The sequence below is a fragment of the uncultured Lamprocystis sp. genome, from assembly GCF_903933125.1.
Classification (GTDB): Bacteria; Pseudomonadota; Gammaproteobacteria; order Chromatiales; family Chromatiaceae; genus Thiodictyon.
In genome coordinates, this window is sequence record NZ_CAIZIZ010000470.1 from 22,487 (window position 1) to 47,095 (window position 24,609).

A 24,609-nucleotide genomic window follows, 5' to 3' on the forward strand; every position below is an offset into this window, starting at 1 on the left:
GTATCGGCTCCTCAGGGTGGACACACATCATTTACATTTCGCAGCGATTACCGGGCGTCGCCCTGCGACAATCTGCCTCGGGTTGGTAGAGATACGTTCCCGGGCAAATGCCGGATCTCGGAACACCATGCTCTCGTTCCATATCTTACGGCGTCGACTCGATGACTGGAAAGTCGTCCGCCGGTCGACCTGCGCCTGGCCGCAGTGGAACGAATGACCTGCCGCGCCGTCCAGGCCGCGAAAATCGACTTCGACTTGACCCCAGAGGCGCGTATCAAGAACCGCAGCGAGGCCAAGCGGCGCGCCGAGGACTTCTTCCGGATCGAGGCGAGTGTCGGGATGGACTGAGGGTCAAGCGACGTGGCACTATCTCAGTCGGCACCAACCACGTGTCGGCTTGCGATGCGTAAGGCTCATTAACAATCGTCACGGAAAAAATTAGGGGCTAAGGCAATGACCATCGAAGAGCAACTATTGGAAACCCTGCACCAGCTCCCACCGGAGCTGCAGGCGGAGGTAGTGGATTTCGCGACCTTCCTACGGTATCGAGCACCGCATCGGGGTCACTTTGACCCCGTGCAACTGGACCCGCTTCCCGTCTTGTCCGGTCGCGTTCCGACCGGCTGGAAGGACGCCATCTATGAGCCGCGCTGACCGAGTCTTTCTGGATGCCGGGATGTTCATCGGCGCCCTGCTGGCCGGCGATCCGCGGCACACCGAGGCACGCGGTATCGTCGAGGCAGCCCGTGAGGGTCGGCTCAACGCATGCACATCCGTGGGGGTGCTGGCTGAGGTCTATGCGGCGCTGACCTGGGTTGGCGCCCTTCCCCCACAGTTGCCCCAGGAAGCCGCAACGGCGGTGCGTGCTCTCGCCTCCTCGCCTTCTGCTATCGTGATTCTGGACACGGCACTTCCCGCCGGACTAAGGATGCTTGAATTGGCTGCGCGGCACGGGCTCACCGCCCGCCGAATCCACGACGCACGTCATGCGGCGACCGCGTTGGTCTGCAGTGTGTACCGGGTCTTCACCTACGATATCGAGGACTGGCGGATTTTTTCGCCGGACGGCATCGTCATCGCCGGTCCGCCATCGGTGTTGCAACTGCCCACCCATTAAGGCCGCAAGACGGTGAGGGCTGGGGAAGGGCTCCAGCGATTCAGCCCCTTGCCGGACGGAGGCCGCAGCCGCGAACGCATTCAACGCCGAATACAATACCGGAGTGCGCGGGTTCGAGTTTCGGCCTAATGGCAAATGGGGTAAAAAGGCCGACGTAGGTAAGGAAAAGCTGACTCTTCCTGTTTTCTTGTTGCGCCTGGCAAACAAATCGTTTCCACCGGCGGCAACGATTCGATGCAAGGACACAGTCGGCACTCCGGGAAACGGTCGCATACTGGCTAATCTGGAGAGTTCTGCTCGGCTCGAAAACCTGTTGCTGCGTATCGCGCAAGGTGCTCATCCTTCCGTTTTGGCACATATTCCTCCGAGAGACTCTGTTGAATTACGAGAGACCGAAGAGCCTGTTGCTCCGCTCGACGTCGACAACCTGGCGCCCGAGAACAGAGCGCCCTCCGGCGCGGGGTACGACGACGACCCAGCGGCCAGAAAAGTAATCGAAACCCATGCCGTGCAGCGAGCACGGGAATATTACGAACGACAAGGCTATCTGGTCACTGAACTCGGCAAACCTTTCGATCTTCTCTGCCAAAGATCAGCCGAAATACTTCATGTCGAGGTGAAAGGCTCCCGGTCTTCGATGCAAGAGGTCATATTAACCGCAAACGAAGTCAAGGACGCACGCGATCCGAGGTGGGTATCGGATCTTTATCCTGGTCGAAAATATTTCTTTGGCGGCAAACGGCCCGGAACATTACAAAGCAGCGGGCGGTCGCTGTCGCCGTGCAGGTGGTTGGATCCCCCAAGAGCAGCACTTGACACCCACTGAATATCGCTACAAGCTCCCGCCGATTCCGGAGGCCGATTAACCATGCGTAAAGGAGAATAGACAGCCTGCTCGCGTAGAGCGGATCGCCCTGCGGACATCGAACTCTGTGCGGAGGATGGGGTGAGGTCACGCAGTGAGGATGGGTTTAGGTCTCGTATCGTAGCACTCCGATGAGGTTCTTGCTTTTTGGTATTTCGAAGAACGGGAGGGCCTTGATCATCGTTCCGGCTAGCGACGGCCTGGCCGCAACTGGAGGTCAAGGCTTTAGCCGGTGGCGAGTCCAGAGATCTTGAAGAAAATCAGTGGTGCCTGCACGCCGGACCGGCCAAAGCCTCGACCTCCAGTGGCCGGAACGATGACCAAGGCCAACGGGAGATACCTCGTTACGATGCGCTTCGGAGACACGTGCACGAGCATCAAATTAGAGCCTAGCATACGGCCCAAGTGCTAGTACCTCGTTCCACCTAATATTGCAGGCAAAAAATATAACAACTCACTAATTATAAATCGCTTTTTATAGTTTTAGTTAGCAAATTAAGGCGGAATGGTCTACTAGCCCACCATCAGCAAACTCTGCGCCATTTGCAGGGCCGTCTCCCGCCGAGCCGGACCTCGGCTGTCACCCCCGCGAGTCGCTGGGCCAATAGCTCTCACTGAGGATGTCGCCGGCACGGTAGGGACAGTCCGTGGGAAACCCGGCGGCGCGGATGCCGGTCTCCTGGCTCGCAATATGGCGTGCGTCCGGATAGGACTCGTTGATTGCATCAGCAAGAAACGCCTTGAGGCTTGGGTTGAGGCGCAGCTCCCGACTCACCTGAACCCGCTGTTCAACGATGGAGCCGCGCCGGCTGGAGGTGCGATGCTCGGGCTGGTACTGCCACTTCAGCAGATGGGCGATCAGGATAATCAGACGACTGACGAGCTCGTTGCGTTCACGACGACCCATGGCTTCGAGTTCTTCGGCGAGCAATTCCGGGTCGATCTCGTGCGTGCGCCCCTGACGCAGGAGCGCGGCCTGGCCGGCAATCCAGGCGTGATAGTCTTGGTGGTAAAGATCGGACGTGGCGTGCATGAGGTATAAGACTCGGGCAAAGCAACCGGGGCACGGAACGGCAACGCGGCCTACCTGAAGCAACGGGCCGCGTCTCGATCATAGACGTACCGCCGGGCATCGGGCAAGACGATCGGCATCGTGCTGCCCGGCTGGCGGGAGGCCGAACAGCGTGCCGCCGCCGAATCACGCCGGGCTGACGCTGAATCCAAGCGAGCCGACAGCGCCGAGCAAACGCGACAGCTTGCCGAACAGCGCGCCGCCGCCGCGCAAGAAGCCCAGCGTCAGGCTGAGCGACGCGCGCAGGAAGCGGAGCAGGCACTCGCCCGGCTCCAGCAGTTGGTAAGCCGACCGCGGGAGCCCGGCGGATAGGCCTCAGCAGCTCAATTCCGGCCGGCTGAAACGATGCCCAAGGCCGTCATCCGGGATATGTCAGGTCAAGACGTCACCCGGCTTGCGCCGGCACGTCCTCGCCCGGGGCTGTCGGCGCGGCGGGCCGGCCATGCACCAGTTCCCGGAACCGCTGGAACACGACATAGAGCATGGGGATCAGGAAGACACCGAGCATGGAGGCCGCCAACATACCGCCGAACACGGCGGTACCGACCGCGCGCTGACTCGCCTCGCCGGCCCCGCTGGCGAGCACCAGCGGGATCAGGCCGAGGATGAAGGCGAAGCTGGTCATCAGCACGGCGCGGATTCGCATATGGGCGGCGGTGGAGGCGGCCTCCAGGATCGACTTGCCGTGGCGGCGCTGCACCATGGCGAACTCCACGATCAGAATGGCGTTCTTGCTCGCCAGTCCGATCAACACCACCAGGCCGACCTGCGCATAGAGATCGTTGGGCAACCCCGTGACCCAGAGCGCGATCATGGCGCCCAGTACGCCGATCGTGACCGAGAGCAGCACCGCCGCGGGCATGGACCAGGACTCATAGAGCCCGACCAGGAACAGATAGGCGAACAACACGGCCAGCCCGAGGACGACCGTGGTCTTCCCGCCGGCTTCGCGTTCCTGCAGGGCGGTACCGGTCCATTCGAAGCCGAATCCGGCCGGCAAGACCCGCGCCGAGACCGCTTCCATGGCGCTGAGCGCCTCACCGGAACTGCGCCCGGGGGCCGGACTACCGCTAATAGTGACGCTGCGATAATTGTTGTAGCGCTGAATCAACTGGGGACCCAGGATCAGCTTGGGCGCCATCAGGGCGCGGATCGGTACCATGTCGCCCTTGCTGTTGCGCACATGGATGCGATAGACATCATCGAACCGCTGGCGGTCCCCCATTTCGCCCTGGATATTGACCTGCCAGACCCGGCCGAATTTATTGAAGTCGTTGACGTAATAGCCGCCCAGCGTGGCCTGGAGCGCGGTGAAGATGTCACTGATCTGCACGCCCAGGGTCTGGGCCTTTTCGCGGTCGATGTCGAGGAAGACCTGGGGGTTGTTGGTCGCCCAGGTGGAGAACACCGATTCCAGCGCCGGATCCTCATTGCCGGCCACCACCAGGGCGCGCATGACCCCGGCCAACTCCTCCGGGGTGCGGCCCTGCAGGTCCTCGAGTTGGTATTCGAAACCGCTGCCCGTGCCCAGGCCGATGATGGGGGGCAGGTTGAAGGGGATGATCATGGCGCTGGCAATCCCGGCGGTCTGGGCGCGCATCCGGTTGATGACCGCGTCGACTTTGAGATCCGGGGTGGTGCGCTCCGAGAAGGGTTTGAGCCGACCGATGACGGCGGCACTGTTGGATTGCACCACCCCGTCCATCAGGCTGAAGCCGGGAATGGTGAGGACGGAGGCCATCGCCGGGTCGGCGGAAAAAATGGTCTCCACCTGCTTCACCACCTCCAGGGTTCGATTGAGCGAGGCCCCCTGCGGCAGTTGGATTTCAGCCATGAAGGCGCCCTGATCCTCCGACGGCAGGAACCCGGTCGGCGTGGCCTTGAACAGCGCACCGGTCGCCAGCCCGATGCCGATAATCAGCACCACCACGACCATCGCGACCCGCACCAGCCGGGCGACGATGCCGGCATAGCCGTCGCGCACCCAGTCGATGCCGTTCATCACCCGGCCCATGATGCCGCGCCGTTCATGGCTGGGTTTCAGGAGCACCGCACACAGGGCCGGCGACAGGGTGAGTGCATTGACCGCCGAGATCAGCATGGAGAAGGCGACCACGGCCGCGAACTGCTGGAACAACTGACCGGTGATTCCAGGGATGAACGCGACCGGCAGAAACACCGAGAGCAAGACCAGTGTGATGGCCAGGATAGGCCCGGTGATCTGCGCCATCGCTTTCTTGGCTGCCTCGCGCGGCGGCAGGTGCTCCTCCTCCATGATCCGCTCGACGTTCTCCACCACCACGATGGCGTCGTCCACCACGATCCCGATGGCAAGCACCACGGCGAGCAGCGAGACCGTATTGGCCGAGAAGCCGATCAGCAACAGAAAGGCGAAGGTGCCCACCAGGGCAACCGGCACGGCGACCAGTGGAATGATGGTGGCGCGCCAACTGCCGAGGAACAGAAAGACCACGATGATGACCAGCACGAAGGCCTCGATCAGGGTGTGAACTACCTTCTCCAGACTCGCCGTGACGAACTCCGTGGTGTCATAGACGACGCTATAGGTCAAACCGTCCGGAAAGCGGGTGGCCAGCCGCTCCATAGCCGCCGAGACGCCATCCGCCACCTTGACCGCGTTGGCTCCGGGCGCCAGATAGATGGCGATACCGGCCGTGTCGCGGCCGTTCAGCCGACTGATCGAATCGGACTGGCGCGAACCCAGCTCGACCCGTCCCACGTCCTTGACCCGCACGGTGGAACCGTCCGGATTGGCGCGCACCACGATGCGCTCGAATTCGGCGACGTCAGACAGGCGCCCCTTAGTCTGGAGGGTGATCTGAAACTGCGCATCCGTACTCATCGGCTGAGCACCGATGCGCCCCACCGCGGCCTGGATATTCTGGCTCTGGATGGCGGCCATCACGTCGGACGGGGTCAGCCCGAGCGCGGTCAGGCGATCGGAGGACAGCCAGATGCGCATGCTGTAATCGAGCGGACCAAACTGGGACACGCTCCCCACCCCCGGCACCCGCGCCAGGGTATCGATGACGTTGATGCTCGCGTAGTTGCTCAGAAAGAGCCCGTCATAGACTCCGGTCGGTGAGCTCAGGGCGATCACCTGGAGCATGGCGGACGATTGCTTCTGCACCGTGAGCCCCTGGCGTTTGATCTCCTCCGGGAGTTGGGGCGTGGCGAGACTGACCCGGTTCTGCACATTGACCGTGTTCAGATCGGGATCGGTTCCCAGGGCGAAGGTGATGTTGAGCGAATAGCTCCCGTCGTTGCCGCTGGTCGACTTCATGTAGAGCATGTTGTCGACGCCGTTGACCTTGGCCTCCACCGGCTGGGCGACGGTCGACTCCACCACGCTCGCACTGGCACCGGGATAGGAACCGCTCACCGCGACCTGGGGCGGCACGATGTCCGGAAGCTGGGCAACCGGGATGGCGCCGATGGCGATGATCCCGGCGAGAAAGATGACGATCGAGATGACGATCGACAACCGCGGCCGGTCGATGAAAACGTCTGAAATCATGGCACCGCCGCTCCCTTGGCCTGCGCTTCGACACCGGCCGCCGGCACGGCGCTCACCACCATGCCGGGCCGAACCTTCTGGATGCCCTCGGTGATCACCAGATCACCTTCGGTGAGTCCGCTGCGCACCGTCACGTTCGCACCCACCGTGGGACCGGTCTGGATACGTCTGACCTCCACCTTGTGCTCGGCGCTGACAATCAGGACCGAAGTCCCCTGCTGGTCGATCTGCAGCGCCGCCTGGGGCACCAGGATCTCCATGGTCGGGGTCGCGTCCTGCACCAGGACACCGACATACTGACCGTCCACCAGATAGCCCTCCGGATTCGGAAAGCGCGCCCGCACGGTCACGGTGTCGGTGCCGCGGTCGGTCGTCACGTCGATGAAATCGAGCTTACCGCGATGGCCGTACATAGAATCGTCCGACAAGCGCGCCAGCACCACCACCTTGCCGGGGTCCCCGCCCTGCGCCTCGATGTCCTGACGCGCCTCCAGCAGGTCGCGCTGGGTGACCGGGAACTGCACGTCGATGGGGTCACGACTCACGATGGTGGCCAGGGTGCCGCTGGTCGGGCCAACCAGATTGCCCACGGTGTATTTTGACAGGCCGATGCGCCCGGCGATCGGCGCGATGATCTGGGTGTAGCTGAGGTCCAGCTTGGCCGCATCCAGGGCGGCCCGCGCCTGGGCGATGCCGGCCTGGGCGATGGACTCCGCCGCCTGGAGCTTATCCACCTCCGACTGGGCGATGTTCTTCTGCTTGAGCAGCTCGCGTCCGCGGGCCAACTGGGCACGGGCGTTCTCCGTGTCGGCCGTCGCCTTGGCGAGATCGGCCTCGCGCTGCACCACCACCGCCTGGTACTGCTCCGGCTCGATCAGGAACAGGACCTCCCCGACCTTGACCTGCTGCCCCTCCGTGAACTTGCGCTCCTTCAGAAAGCCCTGCACCCGCGCCTGCAGTTCCACCCGATCCATCGCCACCACCCGGCCGACGAACTGTGTCTGCTCCTCGACCGATTCACGTTTGGCCGGGGCCACGACCACGGCTGGCGGCGGTCCCGCGACAGTCGGCGCCGCCGCCTCCTCGCCGCAGCCGGTCAGGAACACGAGGATGGTCACCAGGATGAGGGCGCGCGCCGCGTCCCGGACAGGCGCGGCAAGGGCGGGATGGTCGGGACGAGAAGGGATCGGGCAATGCGGCATGATCGGCGTCCTTGGTGAAGAATTTCCCGGCGATTCTATCGGGGGGCGACGGCAGGTGCGACCGTTGTTGTGACGGAAGACGCATATTATCCGCGAGCGGCGAACTACAGTCAGAGACAGGCCACACGGCGCAGGATCCCCCGCCGGCACCGCACGGCCCATCGGCGCCTCGGGGCTCTCCCCAACCCTCACCCCCGGGGCGCTGTCCAACCTGTCTCACCTCGTATCTCACCGCCGCGGCCGCCCGCAAGCTGTTACGCGCACTGATAGCCTTCCTACCTGATATCCGGACAGACCCTTGGTGTATGGGCGGGTTTGAAACGCGCCCCTACCGCCGGTTACCACGTCCGATGGCGATAACATAACAGTTTGATAGCTATTGCAAACTCGAGCGTTGCCCGCCTTGCGGCGCGATTCGCCTTCACCTTTAGAACCCGGACGCTTAACCAAACTTTATCGGTAAGCTGGGCGATAGGAGGTGAATTTTGCTAGACTAACGTCAAGAGTCCCAGGCAAGTTGGTCCCAGGCAGATCGTTGGACTCGCATTGGCGAAACCCTCTGCGGGACCGTTAGGCACCGTGGTGTTGGCGGTTGCGCCGAGCCGGGGCTCAAACCGAGTCTAAAGTCCGGAATCCGGCTCTAAGTAGCGATACCTTGCCAGTCCAGAAGAGATCGCTGACGCCCCGTTAGGCCAAATAATGCCGGCGTCTGACCGGTCGGCCTCCCCACCGGCGGGGGCGCTCACAAGCACGCGGCGAGAAGCACAGCATGAACAACTCCAGTAGCGGTCCAGGCGATGTCGTCCTGGTGGTTGATGACGAGGAGGGTATTCGCCGGATGCTGCAGTTGGTACTCCAGCGCGGCGGCTATCAGGTCATCGCCGCCGGCAGCGCCGAGGAAGCCATCGGCCTGGCCCGCTCCTGTGGACCGCGGCTCGCGATCCTCGACTATTGTCTGCCCGATATGACCGGCATCGACTTGTTGCGCCGACTCAAAACCGCCGATGCACGACTCCCGGTGATCCTGCTGACCGGCTTCGCCGATCTTGCCAACGCGGTGGTGGCGATCAAGGAAGGCGCCTTCGATTATCTCGCCAAACCCTTCGACAACCAAGGACTGTTATCCAAAGTGCGGGAAGCGCTGGCGTGCTGTCCGCGGCCCTCCCTCCGACATGGCGCACCGGGCAGCCTGCGCGCACGCATGGGGCCCAGCCCGGCGATCACCCGCACCATCGAAGACGTCGAGCGGGTAGCGCCCACCGATTTCTCGGTGAGCATCTTCGGCGAAACCGGCTCCGGCAAGGAGGTCGTGGCGCGGGCGGTCCACGACCTGAGTCCACGCAGCAAGCTTCCTTTCATTGCCGTGGATTGCGGCAGCATCCCCGACACCCTGATCGAGAACGAACTGTTCGGTCACGAGCGCGGTGCCTTCACCGGCGCGGAGCGGCAGCAGCCCGGAAAATTCGAGGCGGCCCACGGCGGGACCCTCTTCCTGGACGAGATCGGCAACCTCTCCTGGTCCGCCCAGGCGCGGCTGTTACGGGTGTTGCAGGAGCGGGTCATCTACCGCGTGGGCGGGACCAAACCGATCCCGGTCGACGTGCGCCTGGTGTCAGCCAGCAACCGGGACTTGGAGGATGCGGTCACCAAGGGGACCTTCCGCGAGGACCTGCTCTATCGACTAGGCGACTATCGCATCGCGCTCCCGCCGTTGCGCGCCCGCACTGAAGATATCATGCACATTGCCCAGGATTTTCTGGCCGAAGCCAACCGGGAACTGGACAAACAGGTCAGCACGTTCAGTGACGAGGCCGCGGCGGCCCTGCTCGCTTTCCGCTGGCCGGGGAACGTGCGCCAGTTGCGCAGCGTCGTGCGGCGGGCGGTGCTGGTCGCCAACCATACCATCGACATCGAGCACCTGGCATTGCCGGAGACTGACTCCGACCGGCCCGAATCCGCCGTGGCCAGCTTGTTCCATGCCGGCATGTCCCTCAAAGATATCGTGCATAAACGCATGGCGGACGTGGAGCGTCAGGTGTTGTTCGAAGCGCTGCAGCGTCTCCACGGCAACAAGGCGGCAGTTGCCCGTCTGCTCCAGGTGGACTACAAGACGGTTCATACCAAGCTCAAAACCTATGGCTTGAGCGCTTAAGGGGGCGCCATGGGCGCCATTTATTGTTTCTGTTTCGCTCCCGCCGCACTTCCGACTGATCTGGATTTCGCAGCCTGCGGTTGGGAGGACCCGATCTGCATTCGTCCCATCGCCGGTTTGAACGCTGTCCTGTGCGAGGTCCCGCGCGACCGCTACGCCGGCGACGCTGCCGAACGGCGGCTGGCGGACCTGCAATGGCTGATGCCGCGCCTGGAGGCCCACGACCGCGTGATCAACCACGTCATGGCCCGCGCCACCGTCTTTCCCCTGCGGTTCGCCACCCTCTTCTCATCCGATCAAGCCCTCGCCATTGAGGTCGCCCACCGGCGGCGGACCTTGCTCGATTTTTTCGCACGCATGGCCGGGCGCGAAGAATGGGCGATCAAGGTCCTGCTGGACCAGGATCGGGCACTGGCCGGACGGATGCGCGCGCTGTTTCCCGAGACGCCGGATGCACCCTCGGGCGGGCGTGGCTACCTCTTACGTCAGCGCCGGAAGGTTCAAGCCGAACAGGCGATCGGCCCCTGGCTCACGCAACGTATCGCTGACCTCGACCCACGCCTGCTCAAACACTGCGCGGCCGTCCTCAAACGTCCGGCACGCGACCCGGCAGTGGCCAATCGCGCCTGTCTGGTGGACGCGGCGAACGCCCCGGCACTGCACGCCGAGATTGCGCAGATCAGCATCGACTACGCGGACCACGGTCTCGAACTGCACTGCTCCGGTCCCTGGCCCCTTTACAGTTTTTGCGTTGCACCATGACGACCACCACCCGTCCGATGCTTCACTGCATCCTGCGTGAACCGCCATGCGCGTCGGGGCTGCCCGCGGGGATGCGGATGCTTGCGCTGGATCATTTGGCCGCGCTGGTCGCCGACGTGGAGCCCGACGCGATCCGCCGCGCCGACAGTGCCCGTCTGACCGCATACGCCGACCTGATCGCGCATATCCACCAGACCGAGACCCTGATCCCCATGCGCTTCGGCTGCGTCCTGGCAACCGATCAGGCGATCCTGAAACTCCTGGACAAACACCGCGATCGGCTCCTCGCACTGCTCGATCATCTCGCCGATTGTGTTGAGTTCGGCGTCCGGCTGGTGCTCCCTGACCCGCCGGCGCCCACTCTGGCGGCGGCGAGTCCCTTTCCACCGCCCCCCCAACCCGGCACGCAGGCCCGGCCGGATCCGGACCCGCGCCCTGGCCACGGCCACTTGGCCGCCATCCGCCGGCGCCTGAACGGCGAGGCACTGGCCGTCGCCCGGGCACAAGCAGCCAAGGCCACGCTCGAACGGGCCGTGCCTGGGCTCTTTCGCGAGATCCGCGAAGAGTTCGGACAAATTGGAGGTAAATCACTGTTATCGCTATATTTTCTTGTGCCACGCGAGGTCAGCGCCCGCTTTATCACGGGCTTACAGCAGGATCAGTTGGCGATCCCCGGCACCGGTCTGGTCACCGGCCCCTGGCCGCCCTACAATTTCGTGGGAGCGATCGACGATGATCTCCGATCCTTCACTTGATCCGGGCCGCGTTTACGCGGACGGTACCCGGGAGCCCTACGAGAACCTGTTTCGCACACTGTTCGATGCGATTCCATCCTCGATCCTGCTGGTGGACCGCCGACTGCGCATCGTCATGGCGAATCGCAATTTCCTGCAAAAAGGCAATCGTACGCCCAAGGACACGATCGGCCACCGCTTCGAGGACGTCTTCCCACCGACGATCGTCGAGCGCACCCGCATCCTTGATTGCGTCCAGCGGGTCTTTGAACGCAACGAGCAAAGCCGCTCCCAGCGGATGACCTTCCGCGCCCCCAGCGTGCCCATGCGGACCTATCATTTCCGCGCCTTGCCCTTCAATTGGAATGATCAGGTTCAGTACGCCCTGTTTCTCATGGAGGACATCACCGAGCAGGTGCGGCTCAGCCAGGACATCCAGCGGGTGGAGCGCCATCTTGCCAGCGTGGTGGAAAGCGCCAGCGATATCCTCGTCTCAACCGACAACCGCGGCCACATCCTCAGCTGGAACAAGGCCGCGGAACGGCTCACGGGCTACCTGGCCGCCGAGGTGATCGGTCGCGGCCTGTCGGAGTTCTTCGCCCCGACGGACCGCCAGGAGATCGAACAGGCGCTCGCGGATAGTCCCACGCTGACTGCCAGCCGGATGGCCGAGTGGGCACTGATCACCCTGTCCGAGGAGCGCATCGCGGTTTCCTGGACGCTTGCGCCGATGCGCAACGCCGACGGTGAGACCACCGGGATGGTGGCCGCCGGACGGGATCTGAGCGAGCGCCACCGCCTGGAAACCCAGTTACTGCAATCACAAAAACTCGCGGCCCTGGGGGTCATGGCCGGCGGCATCGCCCACGAAATCCGCAACCCGCTGGCGGTGTGCTCATCCGCGGCCCAGTTTCTGCGTGATGAGGACCTGGACCCGGAACTGCACCGTGAATGTGTCGAGAAGACCATTGCCGGTATCCATAAGGCGTCCGAGATCATCGAGAACCTGCTGCGCTTCGCCCGCTCGTCGGCCGCTGAGAAAATGACCCGCATCGACCCGACGGCCTTGCTCACCCAGGCGCTGTCCGTCGTCAGTCACCAGGCGCATCTCAACCAGCTCGAGATCGAGACCGAATTCTGCCCCCAAACCTTGGCGGTACGCGGCGTACCCAGCCTGCTTGAACAGGCCTTCATCAATATCCTGCTCAATGCCATCGCCGCCATGCCCAATGGCGGCCTGCTGAGCCTGTCGCTGGACGGTGATGGGGAGGATGTCCTGGTGCGCATCGCCGACACTGGTGTCGGCATCGATCCCGCGGATATCGGCAAGATCTTCGACCCCTTCTACACCCGCTCACCGGTCGGCAAAGGCACCGGGCTCGGGCTCTCCATCTGCTACTCGATCATTCAACAACACCGCGGACGCATCGAGGTGGCAAGCGAGCCCGGAATCGGCACCTGCTTCTGCGTTCATTTGCCATTGGCTTGAGGACACCCGATGACCTTGAGGATGGCCATGGCTTTAATGATCGCTGACCACTGCGTGTTCCTATGACCACATCCTCGGCAGTCGCAAAGGGGCCGCCCCCGCTATTCGCGGCGGAGACCCCCACCTTTCTCACCGTCGATGACGAACCGGATATCAACTGGATACTGGGGCGGCTGATTGCCCAGCGCGGATTTCGCTCCCATCACGCCGGCTGTGGTCAGGAAGCGCTCGAACTGAGCCGCCATAACCGCTACCGCGCCGTCTTCGTGGATGCGAAACTGCCGGATACCGAAGGTCCGGTGCTCATCGAGCACTTGCGACGCGTCCAGCACGATCCGTTTGTTATCCTGATCTCCGGTTACTTCTTTTCCGATGATCCGGTCGTCGAACAAGCCCTAAAGAGCGGGCTGATTCAGGCCTTCGTCGCCAAGCCCTTCCTCCATCAGGAGATCCTCGCAGTGATCGATCGGGTGGTCGCGGCCTAGCCGACCGTGGCCTTGATCATCAACCCGGCCACCCCGGAATCTGCGCGCTCGTCGGTCCGCACAGCGGACCCAACCGATCACAGTTATCCCGTCGGGTCCGCTGTGTGGACCGTCCGCGGCTATGGAACCGTCACCCGGTTTATGGAAGGCACTCCATAACCCGGCGCGGTGAATCCGGCGGGCGCCATCACACCGCACTGACAAGATCCCGCTAAGCCATTGTTTGCGTCATGGGTCACATTCCAGAGCAGCCCACATCAAATCTTGGCACGGCGAGTGCTTATATACAGACAAGCGAACAGACCGGCAGGATGCCACGCCGACGAGCCCTGAACCCGCAAGCAGTATTGAGCGGCGCACAGAGGGTGATCGACGGGGCTGGTGCGGACGGACCCGCGTTGGTGACTCAAAGCCCGGCAGCCTCGCTTATGGCGCACATCCTGTGCAACTATTACGACGTTCAGAGGTCTACGAAAATGGCAAAAGTCGCCAACTCTACTGATTCCTCCAGCCTGGCCGAAGTCGTTGACCGCATCCTCGACAAGGGCATCGTGATCGATGCGTGGTTGAAGGTCTCGCTGGTCGGTATCGAACTGCTCGCCGTTGAAGCCCGTGTGGTCATCGCCTCGGTCGAAACCTACCTGAAGTATGCCGAGGCCATCGGCCTCACCGCTCCGGCAGCCGCTCCAGCCTGATCGAGCGTCTCGTGCCTTGGGGGTGTCGCTCCGATGCATGAGGCATCGACTCCGAGCGACACTTCCCACCGGGTCAGGTGGCAAGCCGCGCCGAACCTGGTGATTGGGCTGCGCGGGGACCCGCCTGCTCCAGGTCCAATTCCGCAATCCGCTAGTTAGGAGCAAACAATGGGCCGTTTTACTGAAGATATGGGGCGGCTGCGCGACGAGATCCAATCCGATCGCATCGCCCGCCAAACCCTGATTGCCGACACCCGCCAGGAAGTCACCGACGCCGCGCACGCCTTCATCAGCGATTTGAAGAGCAATGTGGAGTCGCTCCAGGCCAATTTCCGTGATCAACATGCCGACATGGCCGAGGCCGCGCGGGCCGACCGCAACGCCTTCCTCGCCCGCTTGGGGGGTGCCGTTGCCGATATCCGCGTCGCGGCCGCAAGCCGCCAGGCCAGCGTCCGGGAAGCGCTTGCCCAGTCTGCAGCCGAGTCCCGTTCGGCACGGGATCAAGCAGCCGTCGCGTTACGCGATGACGTCGCCCGGATGCAGGACGGTTTCCGGCACGCCCGCGGCGTGATGGCGATGGACGTCCGGGCCGCCGGCCAGTCGTTCGTCTCCGGGATCGTGCACGCCGTCGCCGACATCCAGCAGCAGACGCAGCAATTGGTCGGCGACTTCGCCGGCGAGCGCCATGCGGCCCGTCAAGCCTGGCGCGGCGAGCCCACGAAACCGGCGGCCCCGCCGCCACCCGCTGTCAGCCCCAAGGCGGCGGCTAATCCCGCACCCAAGGCTCAGCACAAGGCCGCCGCGCACAAGGAACCAGCGCCAAAGCCCGCGGAGAAACCCATGCCGACGCCGATCGTGACTGATGCCGCACCGTCGCGGGCTCAGCGAGAGGATGTCAGCGAGGATTAGTCAGAGTAGACTAGGTACCTGGGTCTATCGTGGTTGCCTTTCGTGTCAAGGCACTGGTCGCGCCATGCCGGGCGCGCCCAGGTACCTGACGCGGGGTCTGCATTGCAGTTTACAGGTCAACGGACTGACCGGAACCTCGACGCAGCGAGGAACAACCAAAAGGAAACCAAATCATTCGCCGGGGTGTGCCATTCATTCGCGATACCCCACACCGATCAAGCCAGGATAACCAGAATGAGCGTCGAACCCTTGGAAGCTGCCGGCCAGGTCCCCGCGATGAATAGTGATAATGTGCAGCCCGAGGCGAGCGACACCTTCGTGGCCACACCCCAGGTCGAAGCATTGGCCCAGCGGGCCTCCGCCTATCTCGAGGCCGGTTTTCCGGTGCATCTCGCCGGCCCCGCGGGCACCGGCAAGACCACCCTCGCCTTCCATGCCGCGGCCAAGCGCGGCCGGCCGGTCAAGCTGATTCACGGCAACGATGAGTTCGGCGTCTCCGATTTCGTCGGCCAGGACAACGGCTATCGGCGCAATACCCTGGTGGACAACTACATCCATTCGGTGGTCAAGACCGAGGAAGAGGTCCGCACCTTCTGGATCGACAATCGCGTCACCACCGCCTGCATCAACGGCGAGACGCTGATTTACGACGAATTCAACCGCTCCCGCCCCGAGGTCAACAACCTCTTTCTCAGTATCCTGGGCGAGGGCATCCTGAATCTGCCGAACCGCCGTCATCAGGGCGCCGGCTATCTCCAGGTCCATCCGGAATTTCGGGTGATCTTCACCTCCAATCCGGAAGAATACGCGGGCACCCACAAGACCCAGGATGCCCTGATGGACCGCATGATCACGATGAAAGTCAGTCACTATGACCGGGAGACCGAGATCCGGGTCACCCAGGCCAAGTCCGGACTGCCGGCCAGCGAAGCGGCCATCGTGGTGGACATCGTCCGCGAACTGCGTGAGCAGAGCGTCAACCATCATCGCCCGACCCTGCGCGCCTGTATCGCCATCGCGACCGTCCTGCAGAATTGCAAGATCAGTGCGCGCGCCGACAACCTGTTCTTCCGCGATATCTGCCGCGACATCCTCGACATGGATGTCGCCAAGGTCCGCCGCGACGGCAGTTCGCTGAATGAATCGCCGGTCGATGAGGTGGTCGCGCGGATCAGCGGCAGAGCACGGCGCCCCAAGGTGGTTGAGCCCAAGCCGGTATAGCCTGTGAGTCCGACGAGTCAACAGAGGGTTTAGAATTATGTCCAAGTTCGCCCAACCGGCACGTACCGTTCGCGACATCAAGACCTTGGCGGGCAAGGCGGACGACCTGCATACGCCGCATAAGATGTATATGCGGCTGTTCGCCCTGGAAACCGAGCGCCATCGCCGTCAGCAAGAGCGTGAAAGCGCCATGCTGCGTGTCACCAACATCGATGCGCGCTGCATCGAGATCGATCAGGAAAAAGATCTGCTGCTGCAACTCCTGGGTGTGGAGTCCATCCCTCAGGTCCCGCCGTCCGCCGCCGGAAGCCCGGCGACCAAGGGGTCGATGAGGACTCCGGCGGGCGACCCGCGGCGTCGGGGGCGCCTCACCACGCAATCCACACCGGTCGAGACCAGTGTCTCCGACGCCGTGAAAATCCGCTATTGAGCAAGCGACACTCCAGAGTCAGAAATGAACAACGTCCACTGTATGTTTTGCGGTCATGCCATCGATCTGGGCGACGCCTATAATGATTATGAGGGTCCGCTGCGCTGTTCGGTGTGCAAGAGCCTGATGACGGTCCGCGTCGAAGACGGTCATCTACGGTCCATGACCGACAGCCCTCAGGCCGCAGCGGCACCGAAGGCGCAACGGTCCCAATCCCATAACACCTGAAGCCCAATTGCAGCCTGATTGAGCCCCCATTGAATAATGGCCGGCGCGGCCACCCGCCGCGACCTGAGCCAGAGGTCCAGCGATGCCACAGCCAAACAACGAAGTTGAACAGGAGAACGCGGGGGTCGGGCGGTATATTTACGCGATCATCCCCGACCAGGGTCAACACGACCTGGGGAACATCGGGCTTGATGAGGGCTTGGTCTATACCATCGGCAATGGACGGGTGGCCGCGGTAGTCAGTGACCTGGCCAGCGGACGCATCCGCCCGCAGCGACGCAACCTCGCCGCCCACCAGGACGTGTTGAAACAACTCCTGCGCGACGTCACCCCCCTGCCCGCCGCCTTCGGCCTGTTGGCCGATGACGACGCGGCGATCGCCCGCATCCTCAAGGACAACCAGGATGCCTTTTTAGGCCAACTCGAGCGGGTGAACGACGGCGTGGAGATGGGTCTGCGGATGACCTGGGATGTACCCAACATCTTCGAGTACTTCGTCGGCGCCCACCCGGAGTTGCAGGAATTACGCGACGACTTCTTCCGCGATGGTGGTAACCTGACGCAGGATCAGATGATCACACTGGGACGCAGCTTCGAGCGCCTGCTCGAACAGGATCGTGAAGACTTCACCGACCAGGTTGAAGCGGTCATGCGGACCTGCTCCCGTGAGATCAAGCGCAACAAGTGCCGGACGGAAAAGGAGGTTATGAACCTCGCCTGCCTGGTGAAGCGCAGCGATCAGCAGCGGTTTGAGCAAGCGGTGCTGCAAGCGGCGCGCCCCTTCGACAACAACTTTGCGTTTGACTTCAATGGACCCTGGGCACCCCACAATTTCGTTGAGATGGACATCAAGCTGTAACCGGCACGACGCTGTCGCCCTAACCATCGAGTCGGCGCGGACCTGCCGTCGGCTGCACGCATTGGAGGTGTCTCGTGTTGCTGGTTGATGACATACTGGGCGCGCCAATCAAGGGGATTCTTTGGGTATTCAAGGAAATCCACAAGGCGGCCAGCGAGGCGCAACGGGAGCGCCGTGATCAGATCATGGCCGAACTGAGCGCCCTCTACGTGTCACTGGAGCAAGGCGACATCACGGAAGAGGTCTTCGACGATCGTGAGCAAGCCCTGCTGGACGAGCTCGACGCCCTGGACGCGCGCACGGAGGCGCAGGGCGAAGAGGAGGATGATGACGACGATGAAGGCGATGCGGAGTCCGGATCGACCGTCGTTGTGGCGGACGCCTACCCCGGGATGCGTAACGCCCTGATCGAGACCCCGATCGCAGCGGAGCCCGCAAGCCCCGGCCTACCCACCACCTCTACCAAGAAGAATGTCTCGTCATGATGCTCGCGATCGGCGACACCCCGAACGACTCTGAAGCCCATCAGGAGCTGCAGCGTGTCTCGCTGTGTGAGGCCCTGGATCGCATCCTGAACAAGGGCGCGGTGATTTCCGGAGAGCTGACCATCGCGGTCGCCAATGTCGACCTGCTGTATCTCAGCCTGCAACTGGTCCTCACCTCCGTGGAAACCGCGCGGCGGGAACACCTCCATGTCTAGCGTCGCCGACACCGCCGAAGTCACCAACCAACCCCTGCCCGCGCCGGATCCCGCGGGGGTCGATGCCCCCTTACGCCAGGCGAGTCTGCTCGCGGAACTGCTCGAATCAAAGGTCGCCGCCACCAGCCGCCGGATCGACATCGATGCCGAGCGCGTGCAGCGAGGTCTGGGCCAGTTGGTGCTGACCCTGGTAAAACTGCTGCACGTCCTGCTGGAGCGTCAGGCGATCCGCCGCATGGACGGCGGCGATCTCGGTGACGACGACATTGAACAACTCGGTCTGACACTGATGCGTCAGGCTGATGAAATCGACCGCCTGCGCCGCATCCTCGGCCTCGAGGAAGAGGATCTGAACCTCGACCTGGGACCGCTCGGCAAGCTCTTTTAAGGCCGCTATCATGTCCCTGCAACGCGCCAGCCTCACCCATTCAACCAACAGCACCAGCGTCGCCGACCTGCTGGAGCGGGTTCTCGACAAAGGCATCGTCATTGCCGGCGACATCCGGATCAAGCTCGTCGACATCGAACTGCTCACCATCCAGTTGCGCCTGGTGATTTGCTCGGTGGATAAAGCCCGCGAAATGGGCATCGACTGGTGGTCCGATAACGCCATGTTCAAGGGCCTGTCCAAGCAGGAGCCCGCGCTGGCCTTGCCGGCCGCCACCGCCGCCGCTCCTGGATCAGCCTCCATCGAAGACCGTTTGGCCCGGATCGAGTCGCTGCTGATCAAGCAGGGACCCGCCGAGGTACCCGCGCAGCCTTAAGGACAAGCCGCCATGTCGGACCAGACCCATCCCCTTGCGGAGACCGGTCACACTGGTCTCGCGGTGCCGCGTACCCTGATCTATTGCCCGGTCATCCATAGCGTCGTCGATCTGGGTGCATTAGGCAAACCCGTGCAGTCCGCCACCCGCACCGCCTTGGGTGCGGAGGCCTGGCGGCGGCGGGTCCACACGGTCGATCAGATGTGGACCGAGATCGAACGGCTGATCGAGGCCATGCACCTGCCCCCCGAACGGACCCGGCTCTATCAGGACGGCTTGCCGATCTGCGAACACGAACTCGATATCGTCAAGGAGATGACCTACAAAGGCAGCCGTAACCACCGGATACTGCTGCGCCTGCATACCAAGGGGGCGACGATCATGGGTACCGAGTCAGCCCCCTTACTGCTCCAGGAATACAATCTGGCCAAGCGCCTCCTGGCCCCCGAACAGATGGAAGAACTCGACGGAGACGGCCGCGACGCGTTGCAGATGCACGCGCGCATGCTGCTCAAGGCACGTGACCGCTTCATTGCCGAGCGCATCAACGCAACCCTGGCGACGGGCGAGATCGGCATTCTGTTCCTCGGGATGCTCCACGACGTCACCCCTTGGCTCGATCCGGATATCCAGGTCGCCTACCCCCTGGGCACCCCGGTGGGGGCCGACGGGGTCGGCGCACCGGCCGAAAGCGACGCCGACCCCTGACGGGGCCACGGGGAGTCCCCGCTATCCACCGCCGCGGGATAGCACCAGGACGCAATGTACCAGGGTGGCGCACCGCAGCTTACAACGAGGTAACAAGAGATGATCAACCGTAGACGTCAGGCAGGATCGATCGAGGGCCTTTTCGGCGGACTTGCCAATCTGGTCGAGAAACTCGGGGACTTGGCCGAAAAGGGCGAACAACTCAAACGCGAGGGCAACTTCGACGTCCAGGGCGAGGGCAAGAACTTCAAGGGCGTCTATGGGTTTACCGTGCGTACCGGCATCGGCGGTGACCGCGATGAGGTCAAGGTGGAGCCCTTCGGCAACATCAAACGCGACAAGACGACCGGCCATGCCGTGGTGCAGGAAGTCCGGGAGCCGGTAATCGACATCTTCGACGAGCCGGAGCAGGTCGTCCTGGTGGCCGAGATGCCGGGCGTCGCGGTCGAGGAGGTTCAGGCCGAAGTCGCCGATGACATCCTGACCCTGCGCGCCGGCAAGGGCGAGCGCTCCTACTACAAAGAGATCATGCTTCCGGCCCAGTGCAATAGCGGTGTCTTGAGCATCACCTGCAACAACGGCGTGGTCGAGATCAAGTGCGCCAAGACCGCGCCCACCGCGAACAAGGAGTAGAGCCATGAGCGAGACGGTCGATTTGAGATTGAAGGTCACCGAGGCCCTGAGTAAAGACGTGGGCCGTGCCTTCGCCCGCATGGACCCGGCGGACATGGCCCGCCTGGGCGTGGCCATCGGCGACATCGTCGAGGTGGAGGGCAAGCGCACGGCGGTCTGCAAGGTGCTGCCCGCCTTCAAGGACATTCGCGGCCAGGGTCGGGTGCAGTTGGACGGCATCAGCCGCGATAACGCGGGTGCCGGGCTCGACGAGTTCGTCGTCCTGCGGGTGACGGAACACGCCCCGGCGGACCGCATCACCCTGGCGCCGACCACCGTCACCCCCACTGAGCGGGACCTGCCCTATATCGGCAGCCTGCTCGACGGGCTGCCCGTCCGTGAGGGAGATCGCGTCCGCGTCACCCTGTTCGGCAGCCGTGCGACCGACTTCCGGGTGGCGGGTACCAGCCCGCGCGGCACCGTCATCATCAACCCGACCACGCAACTCGTCATCAGCGGACCCAAGGGCCAGAAAGCCGCGGCCGCGGCATCGGTCCCCAACCCGGTCTCCTACGAGGACATCGGCGGCCTCAAGCCCCAGCTCCAGCGCATCCGCGAGATGATCGAGCTGCCGCTGCGCTATCCGGAGCTCTTCGACCGGCTCGGTATCGATGCGCCCAAGGGCGTCTTGATGAAAGGCCCGCCGGGCTGCGGCAAGACCCTGATTGCCCGCACCATCGCCGCCGAAGCGGAGGCAAACTTCTTCTCGGTGAGCGGACCCGAGATCATCCACAAGTTCTACGGGGAGAGCGAGGCGCATCTGCGCAAGATCTTCCAGGAGGCCGGGGCCAAAGGACCCAGCATCATCTTCCTGGATGAGATCGACGCCATCGCCCCGAAGCGCGAGGGGACGCTGGGCGAGGTCGAGAAGCGGGTGGTGGCGCAGTTGCTCGCCCTGATGGACGGGCTCAACCGCCGCGCCAACGTCATCGTCATCGCCGCCACCAACATGCCGGATCTGATCGATCCGGCGCTGCGTCGACCCGGACGCTTCGACCGCGAGATCGAGATCCCGATCCCGGACCGTAACGGCCGGCTGGAGATCCTCGAGATCCACAGCCGCGGTATGCCGCTCAAGGCCGACGTCGACATGCGCCACCTGGCCGATGTCACGCACGGCTTCGTCGGTGCGGACTTGCAGGGCCTGTGCCGTGAGGCGGCCATGATCTGTCTGCGGCGCATCATGCCGGAGTTGGATCTCAGCCTGCAGACGATTCCTTACGAACGCCTGGCCACACTCGAAATCTGCGGCGACGATTTCATCGAGGCCCTGCACGACGTGGAGCCGTCCGCGGTCCGCGAGGTCTTCGTCGAAATCCCGGACGTGAGCTGGGACGACGTCGGCGGTCTGCATCAGACCAAGGAACTCCTGAAAGAAGCCGTCGCCTGGCCGCTCAAATACCCGCACCTGTTCGAACAGGCCGGCGTGCGCCCGCCCAAGGGCATCCTGCTCGACGGCCCGCCCGGCTGCGGCAAGACCATGCTCGCCAAGGCGGTGGCCAATGAGACCCAGGTCAACGTCATCTCGATCAAGGGCCCGGCCCTGATGTCCAAGTATGTCGGCGAGTCCGAACGCGCCGTGCGTGAGATGTTCCACAAGGCCCGGCAGGCCGCCCCCTGCATCATGTTCTTCGACGAGATCGACGCCTTGGTGTCGGCCCGCGGCGGCGGCGGTGACAACCCGGTCGGCGAGCGCGTCCTGAGCCAGTTCCTGGCCGAAATGGACGGCATCGAAGACCTGCGCGGGGTCCTGGTCCTGGGAGCCACCAACCGGGTGGACATCCTCGACCCGGCGGTCCTCCGACCCGGACGCTTCGACGAGATCATCCGCATCCCGGTGCCGGACGACGAAGGACGCCAGGAAATCTTCAAGGTCCATCTGCGCGGCAAGCCCGTCACCCCCGGCATCGATATCGATACCCTGGTGCGCGACAGTGCCGGCTTCAGCGGGGCGGAGGTCGCCGCCGTCTGCAACCGCGCCGCTCTGGCCGCGGTGCGGCGCGCGGTGGCAAGCAATCCCGACGCGCCGGACCCGGAAGCAGTCAAGATCCTGATCGAGATGGCCGACCTGACGGCCGCGCTCGACTCGGTCAGAACCCGTTAGGGGGGAAAGGCCTCAAGCCCGAGGCAGTCGTACGGCGCGGTCCCGGTGAATGGGGCCGCGCCGTTTTTGTTTGTCCTTACTCCTGCGCCTGCAGACGCAGGTCATGCTCGACCATGAAGACCTGCTGCACGGTGCCGGCGAGCAGCATGTCCGCCGGAGACTGGCCGTACCCGACAAATATCCGGAGTCCTTTCCAGCGCGTGACCGAGGCCTTCACGAAAATCTTGGCGAACGTGGTGGTCACCAGGTTACCGCTGTAACACGGCAGCATCGCGCCCCGTGGGATCTTGCGCCAGCCGAAGCGGGCTCCCGTCCAGTTCCAAAAGCCGTTATCCCGATCGAAGGCATAGATATACATCTTGCCGGTTTTGCCCAGATCAGCCGGGTCGACTGCCACCTTCAGGTCGAGATCCAGCAAGGATTCTTGGCTGTTGATGTATTCGTAAGTGGCGATGGGCGCGTCCAAATCGGCTGTCACGTCCTCCGCCTGTGCATAACGCTCGGAATCGTCCGGGTTGATATCGACCGGGATGTCCGCCTGGGGCCCCGGCGAGAAATCGATGGCATTGAGATCGATCTTGCGCAGAGACTGGTTAAAAAGCCCCTTGAAGTAGAGCGTGCGATGCGTGTGGTCACGGACCAGAGTGACACCGGTCACGTCATCATATCCAGTATCCACGTAGGCCCCCAGTGGGACATCGGCGCTGTTCATGAGGTGCAGCGCCTGAGCGACAGCGCCCATACGCGAATCGATCGGTTTGAGGAATTGACGGATCTTCGCCAGGAGCACGAAGCGATTGAGCGGCGGAAAACCGCCGGGCGCGCCATCCAGACCATCCAGGTTGCTGACCCCACTATACAAATTCAAGTTGTTCACTTGGACGGGGTAGGACGGAGAATTTGTCAGCACACCCACATCGTCCACATAGTCCCCGTCGTAGATGTGCATGACCGACTCACCCTGGGCATCGCGAATCCACTCCACGATCATGGACGATCCCGCGGCATCCCGCACCACCAGATGCAACGGAAGCACTTTCTCAATCACCTGAAAAAACCAGATCTGTGCATTCGACAGCGCCGCTTTCACCTGGGGCACGGAGTCATATTGACTCAGAATCCAGGCCGGCACGTCGGGAATGAAGAGAGCCTGATCCTTAGCGTTCACCATGGTGGGATATCCCGCTTCGTCCAGCCAGAGCCAGGCGGCGGAAAGCCCCGTCTCGTTCATCCCGTCGAGATAAATGCGCTGACCCTTGTGGAACATCTTGACCAAGGGGTACAGGCCATCCTGACCGACAAAACCATAGCGACTCGTCCATCTGAGACCCGCTTTGCCATCAATGGGATTTATCGACTGCCATATAGTCCCGCGGGGGACCTTGACGAACTGCGAACCGAACAGCTCGACCTTTGGGAAATCGAGCGTCCGTACCGAGACCACGTCGCCGTCACGGGTACTGGCGGGGTCAAGCATCACATCAGAACAGGCTTGACACTGCGCAAGCGACAATAACCAAAGCACACCGCCGAGCAGCGGGTAGCGCATGTTTTGCACGAGTCGACTCCTTTGTTACGACACGAGGCAGGTCCCTCCGGGGCGTATCGGCGCATTGAGGGGGAGACCCAAACCCGGCGCTTATCGCCTTCCTACCTGATATCCGGACAGACCCTTGGTGTAGGGGCGGGTTTGAAACCCGCCCCTACGTCCGGTTATCACGTCCGATGGCTAGATAAGGCGCCGCATGAGGCCCTATTTAGCTTAGAGGAGATCCGGTTCAGAAATTGCATATTAAAGACAACCGTTTGCAATTTCTTGATATGTTACTGAACTCTGACAATACGGCGCTTTCGGCACTTGATAGATTAAGCGTTGTAAATTATAGGATTTGTCAGTTTTAGC

General features: G+C 63.0%; 27 protein-coding genes. 23 read left to right on the plus strand and 4 right to left on the minus strand.

Going from position 1 to position 24,609, the window contains the following annotated elements:
- The first annotated feature begins 213 nt into the window (after nt 1-213).
- The 4 genes from QZY03_RS25270 (at nt 214) to QZY03_RS25285 (ending at nt 1,943) form a co-directional block, all read left to right on the plus strand.
- Complete coding sequence (locus QZY03_RS25270) at nt 214-348, plus strand: hypothetical protein (protein WP_295585757.1); 135 nt, start codon at nt 214-216, stop codon at nt 346-348.
- A gap of 105 nt (nt 349-453) precedes the next feature.
- Nucleotides 454-654, plus strand: coding sequence for a DUF2281 domain-containing protein (locus tag QZY03_RS25275; RefSeq protein ID WP_295585758.1), 201 nt, complete (start codon nt 454-456; stop codon nt 652-654).
- A complete protein-coding gene (locus tag QZY03_RS25280) occupies nt 641-1,117 on the plus strand; it encodes a type II toxin-antitoxin system VapC family toxin (RefSeq protein WP_295585761.1) in 477 nt (158 codons plus the stop codon). The genes QZY03_RS25275 and QZY03_RS25280 overlap by 14 nt, the downstream gene beginning before the upstream one ends.
- 103 nt (nt 1,118-1,220) lie before the next feature.
- The gene (locus QZY03_RS25285; RefSeq protein WP_295585763.1) at nt 1,221-1,943 is read left to right on the plus strand and encodes a DUF3883 domain-containing protein; all 723 of its coding nucleotides are present in this window, start codon (nt 1,221-1,223) and stop codon (nt 1,941-1,943) included.
- A 619-nt stretch (nt 1,944-2,562) separates the two neighbouring features.
- On the opposite strand, the gene QZY03_RS25290 is transcribed toward QZY03_RS25285, so the two are convergent.
- A complete protein-coding gene (locus QZY03_RS25290) occupies nt 2,563-3,015 on the minus strand; it encodes a DUF29 domain-containing protein (RefSeq protein WP_295585765.1) in 453 nt (150 codons plus the stop codon).
- Between the two features lie 120 nt (nt 3,016-3,135).
- On the opposite strand from QZY03_RS25290, the gene QZY03_RS25295 reads away from it, so the two are divergent.
- Nucleotides 3,136-3,366, plus strand: coding sequence for a hypothetical protein (locus tag QZY03_RS25295; protein WP_295585768.1), 231 nt, complete (start codon nt 3,136-3,138; stop codon nt 3,364-3,366).
- Between the two features lie 73 nt (nt 3,367-3,439).
- On the opposite strand, the gene QZY03_RS25300 is transcribed toward QZY03_RS25295, so the two are convergent.
- The gene (locus QZY03_RS25300) at nt 3,440-6,592 is read right to left on the minus strand and encodes an efflux RND transporter permease subunit (protein WP_295585771.1); all 3,153 of its coding nucleotides are present in this window, start codon (nt 6,590-6,592) and stop codon (nt 3,440-3,442) included.
- Nucleotides 6,589-7,794, minus strand: coding sequence for an efflux RND transporter periplasmic adaptor subunit (locus QZY03_RS25305; protein ID WP_295585773.1), 1,206 nt, complete (start codon nt 7,792-7,794; stop codon nt 6,589-6,591). Before QZY03_RS25305 ends, QZY03_RS25300 begins: the two co-directional genes overlap by 4 nt.
- Before the next feature lie 769 nt (nt 7,795-8,563).
- Between QZY03_RS25305 and QZY03_RS25310 the strand changes: the two genes are divergently transcribed.
- From QZY03_RS25310 to QZY03_RS25395, 18 genes are all read left to right on the plus strand, one after another.
- Nucleotides 8,564-9,946: a sigma-54 dependent transcriptional regulator gene (locus tag QZY03_RS25310; protein ID WP_295585775.1), complete on the plus strand. Its 1,383-nt coding sequence runs from the start codon at nt 8,564-8,566 to the stop codon at nt 9,944-9,946.
- 9 nt (nt 9,947-9,955) lie between these two features.
- Nucleotides 9,956-10,708 carry a GvpL/GvpF family gas vesicle protein gene (locus tag QZY03_RS25315; protein ID WP_295585778.1) on the plus strand — a complete coding sequence of 251 codons (753 nt, stop codon included), beginning with the start codon at nt 9,956-9,958 and terminating at the stop codon, nt 10,706-10,708.
- Nucleotides 10,705-11,463: a GvpL/GvpF family gas vesicle protein gene (locus tag QZY03_RS25320; protein WP_295585781.1), complete on the plus strand. Its 759-nt coding sequence runs from the start codon at nt 10,705-10,707 to the stop codon at nt 11,461-11,463. Before QZY03_RS25315 ends, QZY03_RS25320 begins: the two co-directional genes overlap by 4 nt.
- The gene (locus QZY03_RS25325; protein WP_295585782.1) at nt 11,441-12,931 is read left to right on the plus strand and encodes a PAS domain-containing protein; all 1,491 of its coding nucleotides are present in this window, start codon (nt 11,441-11,443) and stop codon (nt 12,929-12,931) included. Before QZY03_RS25320 ends, QZY03_RS25325 begins: the two co-directional genes overlap by 23 nt.
- Nucleotides 12,932-12,993: 62 nt before the next feature.
- Nucleotides 12,994-13,416: a response regulator gene (locus tag QZY03_RS25330; protein WP_295585785.1), complete on the plus strand. Its 423-nt coding sequence runs from the start codon at nt 12,994-12,996 to the stop codon at nt 13,414-13,416.
- A gap of 476 nt (nt 13,417-13,892) precedes the next feature.
- Nucleotides 13,893-14,111 carry a gas vesicle structural protein GvpA gene (gene gvpA, locus QZY03_RS25335; RefSeq protein ID WP_020503491.1) on the plus strand — a complete coding sequence of 73 codons (219 nt, stop codon included), beginning with the start codon at nt 13,893-13,895 and terminating at the stop codon, nt 14,109-14,111.
- Between the two features lie 168 nt (nt 14,112-14,279).
- The gene (locus QZY03_RS25340) at nt 14,280-15,020 is read left to right on the plus strand and encodes a hypothetical protein (RefSeq protein ID WP_295585787.1); all 741 of its coding nucleotides are present in this window, start codon (nt 14,280-14,282) and stop codon (nt 15,018-15,020) included.
- Nucleotides 15,021-15,254: 234 nt separating this feature from the next.
- Nucleotides 15,255-16,241: a gas vesicle protein GvpN gene (gene gvpN / locus QZY03_RS25345; protein ID WP_295585790.1), complete on the plus strand. Its 987-nt coding sequence runs from the start codon at nt 15,255-15,257 to the stop codon at nt 16,239-16,241.
- Between the two features lie 37 nt (nt 16,242-16,278).
- Nucleotides 16,279-16,671 carry a hypothetical protein gene (locus QZY03_RS25350; RefSeq protein WP_295585791.1) on the plus strand — a complete coding sequence of 131 codons (393 nt, stop codon included), beginning with the start codon at nt 16,279-16,281 and terminating at the stop codon, nt 16,669-16,671.
- Nucleotides 16,672-16,695: 24 nt separating this feature from the next.
- The gene (locus tag QZY03_RS25355) at nt 16,696-16,899 is read left to right on the plus strand and encodes a hypothetical protein (protein WP_295585794.1); all 204 of its coding nucleotides are present in this window, start codon (nt 16,696-16,698) and stop codon (nt 16,897-16,899) included.
- An 82-nt stretch (nt 16,900-16,981) separates the two neighbouring features.
- On the plus strand, nt 16,982-17,758 hold the full coding sequence (locus QZY03_RS25360) for a GvpL/GvpF family gas vesicle protein (protein ID WP_295585796.1): 777 nt from the start codon (nt 16,982-16,984) through the stop codon (nt 17,756-17,758).
- A gap of 74 nt (nt 17,759-17,832) precedes the next feature.
- Nucleotides 17,833-18,243, plus strand: coding sequence for a gas vesicle protein GvpG (locus QZY03_RS25365; RefSeq protein ID WP_295585800.1), 411 nt, complete (start codon nt 17,833-17,835; stop codon nt 18,241-18,243).
- Nucleotides 18,240-18,458, plus strand: a complete 219-nt coding sequence (locus QZY03_RS25370) for a gas vesicle protein (RefSeq protein WP_020507562.1) — start codon at nt 18,240-18,242, stop codon at nt 18,456-18,458. The genes QZY03_RS25365 and QZY03_RS25370 overlap by 4 nt, the downstream gene beginning before the upstream one ends.
- Nucleotides 18,451-18,846 (plus strand): gas vesicle protein K, encoded by a 396-nt coding sequence (locus tag QZY03_RS25375; RefSeq protein WP_295585804.1) that lies wholly within the window; start codon nt 18,451-18,453, stop codon nt 18,844-18,846. Before QZY03_RS25370 ends, QZY03_RS25375 begins: the two co-directional genes overlap by 8 nt.
- Before the next feature lie 10 nt (nt 18,847-18,856).
- Nucleotides 18,857-19,222 (plus strand): gas vesicle protein, encoded by a 366-nt coding sequence (locus QZY03_RS25380; protein WP_295585806.1) that lies wholly within the window; start codon nt 18,857-18,859, stop codon nt 19,220-19,222.
- A gap of 12 nt (nt 19,223-19,234) precedes the next feature.
- Entirely contained in the window at nt 19,235-19,930 is a 696-nt protein-coding gene (locus QZY03_RS25385) for a hypothetical protein (protein WP_295585809.1), read from the plus strand.
- Between the two features lie 99 nt (nt 19,931-20,029).
- Entirely contained in the window at nt 20,030-20,563 is a 534-nt protein-coding gene (locus QZY03_RS25390) for a gas vesicle protein GvpH (protein ID WP_295585811.1), read from the plus strand.
- 4 nt (nt 20,564-20,567) lie between these two features.
- Nucleotides 20,568-22,706 carry a CDC48 family AAA ATPase gene (locus QZY03_RS25395; RefSeq protein WP_295585813.1) on the plus strand — a complete coding sequence of 713 codons (2,139 nt, stop codon included), beginning with the start codon at nt 20,568-20,570 and terminating at the stop codon, nt 22,704-22,706.
- A gap of 76 nt (nt 22,707-22,782) precedes the next feature.
- On the opposite strand, the gene QZY03_RS25400 is transcribed toward QZY03_RS25395, so the two are convergent.
- A complete protein-coding gene (locus QZY03_RS25400; RefSeq protein WP_295585815.1) occupies nt 22,783-24,255 on the minus strand; it encodes a linear amide C-N hydrolase in 1,473 nt (490 codons plus the stop codon).
- Nucleotides 24,256-24,609 lie beyond the last annotated feature (354 nt).

What these genes read in the sequence shown, in the direction of transcription:
- QZY03_RS25310 (WP_295585775.1), top strand. Translation starts at nt 8,564, where the DNA reads ATGAACAACTCCAGTAGCGGTCCAGGCGATGTCGTCCTGGTGGTTGAT.
- QZY03_RS25340 (WP_295585787.1), top strand. Translation starts at nt 14,280, where the DNA reads ATGGGCCGTTTTACTGAAGATATGGGGCGGCTGCGCGACGAGATCCAA.
- QZY03_RS25305 (WP_295585773.1), bottom strand. Translation starts at nt 7,794, where the DNA reads ATGCCGCATTGCCCGATCCCTTCTCGTCCCGACCATCCCGCCCTTGCC.
- QZY03_RS25400 (WP_295585815.1), bottom strand. Translation starts at nt 24,255, where the DNA reads ATGCGCTACCCGCTGCTCGGCGGTGTGCTTTGGTTATTGTCGCTTGCG.
- QZY03_RS25350 (WP_295585791.1), top strand. Translation starts at nt 16,279, where the DNA reads ATGTCCAAGTTCGCCCAACCGGCACGTACCGTTCGCGACATCAAGACC.
- QZY03_RS25290 (WP_295585765.1), bottom strand. Translation starts at nt 3,015, where the DNA reads ATGCACGCCACGTCCGATCTTTACCACCAAGACTATCACGCCTGGATT.
- QZY03_RS25360 (WP_295585796.1), top strand. Translation starts at nt 16,982, where the DNA reads ATGCCACAGCCAAACAACGAAGTTGAACAGGAGAACGCGGGGGTCGGG.
- QZY03_RS25270 (WP_295585757.1), top strand. Translation starts at nt 214, where the DNA reads ATGACCTGCCGCGCCGTCCAGGCCGCGAAAATCGACTTCGACTTGACC.
- QZY03_RS25370 (WP_020507562.1), top strand. Translation starts at nt 18,240, where the DNA reads ATGATGCTCGCGATCGGCGACACCCCGAACGACTCTGAAGCCCATCAG.
- QZY03_RS25330 (WP_295585785.1), top strand. Translation starts at nt 12,994, where the DNA reads ATGACCACATCCTCGGCAGTCGCAAAGGGGCCGCCCCCGCTATTCGCG.
- QZY03_RS25280 (WP_295585761.1), top strand. Translation starts at nt 641, where the DNA reads ATGAGCCGCGCTGACCGAGTCTTTCTGGATGCCGGGATGTTCATCGGC.
- QZY03_RS25300 (WP_295585771.1), bottom strand. Translation starts at nt 6,592, where the DNA reads ATGATTTCAGACGTTTTCATCGACCGGCCGCGGTTGTCGATCGTCATC.
- QZY03_RS25375 (WP_295585804.1), top strand. Translation starts at nt 18,451, where the DNA reads ATGTCTAGCGTCGCCGACACCGCCGAAGTCACCAACCAACCCCTGCCC.
- gvpN (WP_295585790.1), top strand. Translation starts at nt 15,255, where the DNA reads ATGAGCGTCGAACCCTTGGAAGCTGCCGGCCAGGTCCCCGCGATGAAT.
- QZY03_RS25320 (WP_295585781.1), top strand. Translation starts at nt 10,705, where the DNA reads ATGACGACCACCACCCGTCCGATGCTTCACTGCATCCTGCGTGAACCG.
- QZY03_RS25380 (WP_295585806.1), top strand. Translation starts at nt 18,857, where the DNA reads ATGTCCCTGCAACGCGCCAGCCTCACCCATTCAACCAACAGCACCAGC.
- QZY03_RS25390 (WP_295585811.1), top strand. Translation starts at nt 20,030, where the DNA reads ATGATCAACCGTAGACGTCAGGCAGGATCGATCGAGGGCCTTTTCGGC.
- QZY03_RS25355 (WP_295585794.1), top strand. Translation starts at nt 16,696, where the DNA reads ATGAACAACGTCCACTGTATGTTTTGCGGTCATGCCATCGATCTGGGC.
- QZY03_RS25315 (WP_295585778.1), top strand. Translation starts at nt 9,956, where the DNA reads ATGGGCGCCATTTATTGTTTCTGTTTCGCTCCCGCCGCACTTCCGACT.
- QZY03_RS25385 (WP_295585809.1), top strand. Translation starts at nt 19,235, where the DNA reads ATGTCGGACCAGACCCATCCCCTTGCGGAGACCGGTCACACTGGTCTC.
- QZY03_RS25395 (WP_295585813.1), top strand. Translation starts at nt 20,568, where the DNA reads ATGAGCGAGACGGTCGATTTGAGATTGAAGGTCACCGAGGCCCTGAGT.
- gvpA (WP_020503491.1), top strand. Translation starts at nt 13,893, where the DNA reads ATGGCAAAAGTCGCCAACTCTACTGATTCCTCCAGCCTGGCCGAAGTC.
- QZY03_RS25325 (WP_295585782.1), top strand. Translation starts at nt 11,441, where the DNA reads ATGATCTCCGATCCTTCACTTGATCCGGGCCGCGTTTACGCGGACGGT.
- QZY03_RS25275 (WP_295585758.1), top strand. Translation starts at nt 454, where the DNA reads ATGACCATCGAAGAGCAACTATTGGAAACCCTGCACCAGCTCCCACCG.